This window comes from uncultured Butyricimonas sp. (assembly GCF_959596855.1).
GTDB lineage: Bacteria > Bacteroidota > Bacteroidia > Bacteroidales > Marinifilaceae > Butyricimonas > Butyricimonas muris.
Map to the genome: position 1 here is coordinate 1 of NZ_CAUFYA010000094.1, position 3,558 is coordinate 3,558.

A 3,558-nucleotide genomic window follows, 5' to 3' on the forward strand; every position below is an offset into this window, starting at 1 on the left:
AAGAGTGTTTTTATATAATCGAAAAAGGTAGCCTCGTGTAGAGACTACCTTGGAAATAAAGAAATTCAGTAAATTAATTTACAATTGTTCCGGTAACGGTTGTCTTTCGTTCAGGGTCTTGATATTCAATACGTAATTTTCCTGTTTTAATTTCCTCTTGTTTTATCTTAAATAGTATACCTTCAATTTTTGCTTTTGGTGCGCTGAAATAAACATTATTCTCATTGTTTACATGGGAATATATAGATGAATTTAAATCTTCTAATGCTATTAACTTGTCATCAATATAAATTCTTACTTTTGCTTCTTTGTATGATTCCGTGAATGGTATTGATAAATCAAACGATGTTGTCGCATTTTTGCTTAAAAGGTAACTAACCGGGACATTTCCTATATCATATGATTTTAGAGGTGTCGATCCCGATGGCATTACAACCTTACTGAAATTCCCGATCCATACTTTAATCAAATAAAGTGCTGACGTGAAATTTGCAGATATCGTTTTGTTATCATCCATAACAACTGATATAGATATCTCTTCTTTATTGTCTTCGCTCCATTTATCGAAAATGGAATAGTAATCATCTGGATTAGGTATAGCTGTTAAGGTTACAACAGTGCCTGCTTCATATTCTATTTGATCAGGAGAACGTTTGATCGTACAGAAATTTGTATTGCTTCCAGTTACGTTTGTTGTTAATTTGTACATGTTTTTTTGGAATACGGCTACGACATTCATTTCACCATTGATCGTCGTGGTAACGGGGTTTGCTGTTCCTGTCACGGAACCTTGCCAACGGACAAATTTCCATCCAACGTCAGGGGTAGCTGTAAATTTAACTGTCGAACCAACTTGGTATGTAGGAGTCGTTGGATTTTTAATAATACTACCACTTCCGATCGCTGAAGTTGTTACCAAGTATTCGGGTTTTTCTGTCACACTGACACTTGTTGTTACCGTAGCTTTACTCTCGTAACGGTTACGTGCCGTAGTTGTTACCGCAAAATTTCCTATACGTCGAGATGCGATTTCAAGGGTGTTTTCTTTTCCTGAAGATGTGGTTGCTACTGTTGAAGTTGTTCTTCCCTTAGAAGTAGGAGTAACCTCGGAATTATTAAAGCGTAATTTACCCTCGAAAGTTGTACTCTCCGTGGTAAAACTTAGACTGACATCTTCACCCTTTTCTTCGTTTGCCGTGATTTTGAATGGAATATATTCGTCAGTATATCCAGATGCCGATGTTCTGTTAGCTATTAATTTAACTTCTGGTGCTTTGACATCAAAGTTCAGTTCTTTTACCGTCTCGGAGTTGTTATCATCGTATAAGTAGAGGCGAAGGGGGATCGTGCCGATTTGTGATGGAGTAAAGCGTATAAACGTATGATTTTTGTCTGGGACTGGATATTTACCTCCCTCGTAAGGAGTGTAAGTCTTGCCATCTGAACTAGTTTCAAGTTTATCCGTATTTGAAAAACCAATAAAGGAGTATTTAAAATCTCCTGTGTAATTAGGTTTATCCACGGTATAGGAGAACACGTAAGGAGTCTCTACTGGAATTGATGTACTTCGATTAACATTGACATTTATAGTACTTGATTCTATATGGAATTTTGATGATAATGTTTTTGTGTTGTTCCATTTGTCGTGAATTTGGATAGAAACAGTAATATCTTTGTTAAGGTAAGCCGAATTATTTGGAGTTAGTCTTATCTCCCCGATACAAATACCAAATTCATTTGTTTGAATAATTCCTGTTAGAATATTTGAACCTGCCGCACGAGTTCGAGGAGATACGTCTGTTGTCGCCAATAGGCCCGCATCCCCCTCGTTTAATGTTATCGTATAAGCGAAATCATCAATATAAGGCTTTTGAATTGTAAAGGCATACTTGAAGGTTTCCCCCAGGGTGATAAGATTTGGTTGATCTAGGTTTACTCCTACTAAGTTTAATTCTAGTTTTGGATTTGTAACATTGAAATCAATCGTGTGCATGGATGTCATGTTATATTGATCCACAACATGAATTGTTAGACTTGTAATACCCTCGTGAGTCGGTGTGAATGACACTGGAATTCCGTTCTTTATTCGAGAATACGGGATACTTATGCTTGTTCCATTGTAAATTTTATTATCTACTAATAGTGTTCCAGCACTAGTGGGTGTAATCGTGTAAGTCAAGGTTTCATTATCATTGTAATTCTTTTTTAGAGCCTTGAAATTGAAAATGGTTGGAGTATTCAAAACAATTTGCTTCTCGTTATTTAATACTTCAAGAGTAATTGGCGTGTTTTCAACGCTATAATTTATTTGTTTTTCAACTTGTTGCCCCCACTCGTCAGTTATTTTTATATTTAGAACATGAATTCCTGGCAGGTTTGGTACAAAAGTTATGTTGCAAGGATTTTTAGCGAGTTTTCCACTCATTTCATTCTTATTATCCACGCTAATGGTTCCACCACCATATGGATACTGTGTAATTTGATAATTATAAGAGGCATCATAATGTGTTTTTGAAGCAGTAATGCTAAAGTTGTGTACTTCTCCAAGTTGTAATTCTGTTTTGGCATTATTGATAGTTAAATCTAGCATGGGATTCTCAACATGGTACTCACAAATTTTTTCAACGGTATTATTTGTATCATCTATGATCTCTACAATCAGCATAATCGTTCCATCTTGTTTTGGTGTAAAATCTACTCGAAGATTTTGTGGATTAGAGATAGGCGTGAAGCCTCCCGTATAAGTTTTACTATCTAGGGAAATTGTGCCAGCGTTAGCGGGTATAGTTGATAAACGGCAATTAAATTTCCCCGAATAACGTTCTTTGGAGATTGTTACGTTGAATCCAGTGGTTGTATTATATATGATGTTATCTGTCTTGTTTGTAACGTCCAACTTGATCGGCGGGTTCGAAACATTGAAGTTGAGTGCGATGTCTTTTTCTCCCTTGAGTTCGTCAATAACCGTCATTCTGATCATGATTGCCCCCGTGCTTGTCGGGGTGAAGGAAATGGAGTTGTTGTCTAGCAAGGAGACCTCTCCCGAATCGTAAACGGAATTGTTTAGCTTGATGGCTCCCGAGTTCTCGGGTAGCAAGGAAAATTTAGCCTTGAACCCTTTCGAGTACCCGGGTTTGGAGACGGTAAAATTAAACGTAGTGGGTTTGTTTAGGATCAAGTCCAGTTCCTTGTTCGTGACGTTCACTTCCATGTTCGTGTTCGACACGCTATAGCTGATTATTTCTTCGGATTTTGATCCCCACTCGTCCGAGCATGCAAGTTTTAAGACGATCGCCCCCGGTTCATCCGGTGTAAATTCGACGGTATTGTCATTTGGAGACGCGAGTTGCACGATCCCCCCGTTGTACGGTGAATCGTTCACTTTTATCGTTCCCGGGTTAGAGGGCTCGCAGGTTATCTGGAAATTGAACTTTCCCGTGTAGTCGCTTTTTTTCACGTTAAAGTTAAAGGAAGTTGGGGTGTTCACCGGGACATCGGGAGTTTGCCCGTTGACGTTCAGTTCGAGTTCCGGGTTCTTCACGTTGAAGTCGAACACCT

At 38.2% G+C, this 3,558-nt stretch carries 3 protein-coding genes; 2 read left to right on the top strand and 1 reads right to left on the bottom strand.

Annotation, left to right across the window (positions count from 1 at the left end):
* Positions 1-73 precede the first annotated feature (73 nt).
* Positions 74-2,665: a hypothetical protein gene (locus tag Q5866_RS20840; protein ID WP_303182305.1), complete on the bottom strand. Its 2,592-nt coding sequence runs from the start codon at positions 2,663-2,665 to the stop codon at positions 74-76.
* A gap of 199 nt (positions 2,666-2,864) precedes the next feature.
* Between Q5866_RS20840 and Q5866_RS20845 the strand changes: the two genes are divergently transcribed.
* Together Q5866_RS20845 and Q5866_RS20850 are read left to right on the top strand one after the other, a co-directional pair.
* Positions 2,865-3,053 (top strand): hypothetical protein, encoded by a 189-nt coding sequence (locus tag Q5866_RS20845; RefSeq protein WP_303182307.1) that lies wholly within the window; start codon positions 2,865-2,867, stop codon positions 3,051-3,053.
* An 18-nt stretch (positions 3,054-3,071) separates the two neighbouring features.
* Entirely contained in the window at positions 3,072-3,233 is a 162-nt protein-coding gene (locus tag Q5866_RS20850; RefSeq protein WP_303182309.1) for a hypothetical protein, read from the top strand.
* Positions 3,234-3,558 lie beyond the last annotated feature (325 nt).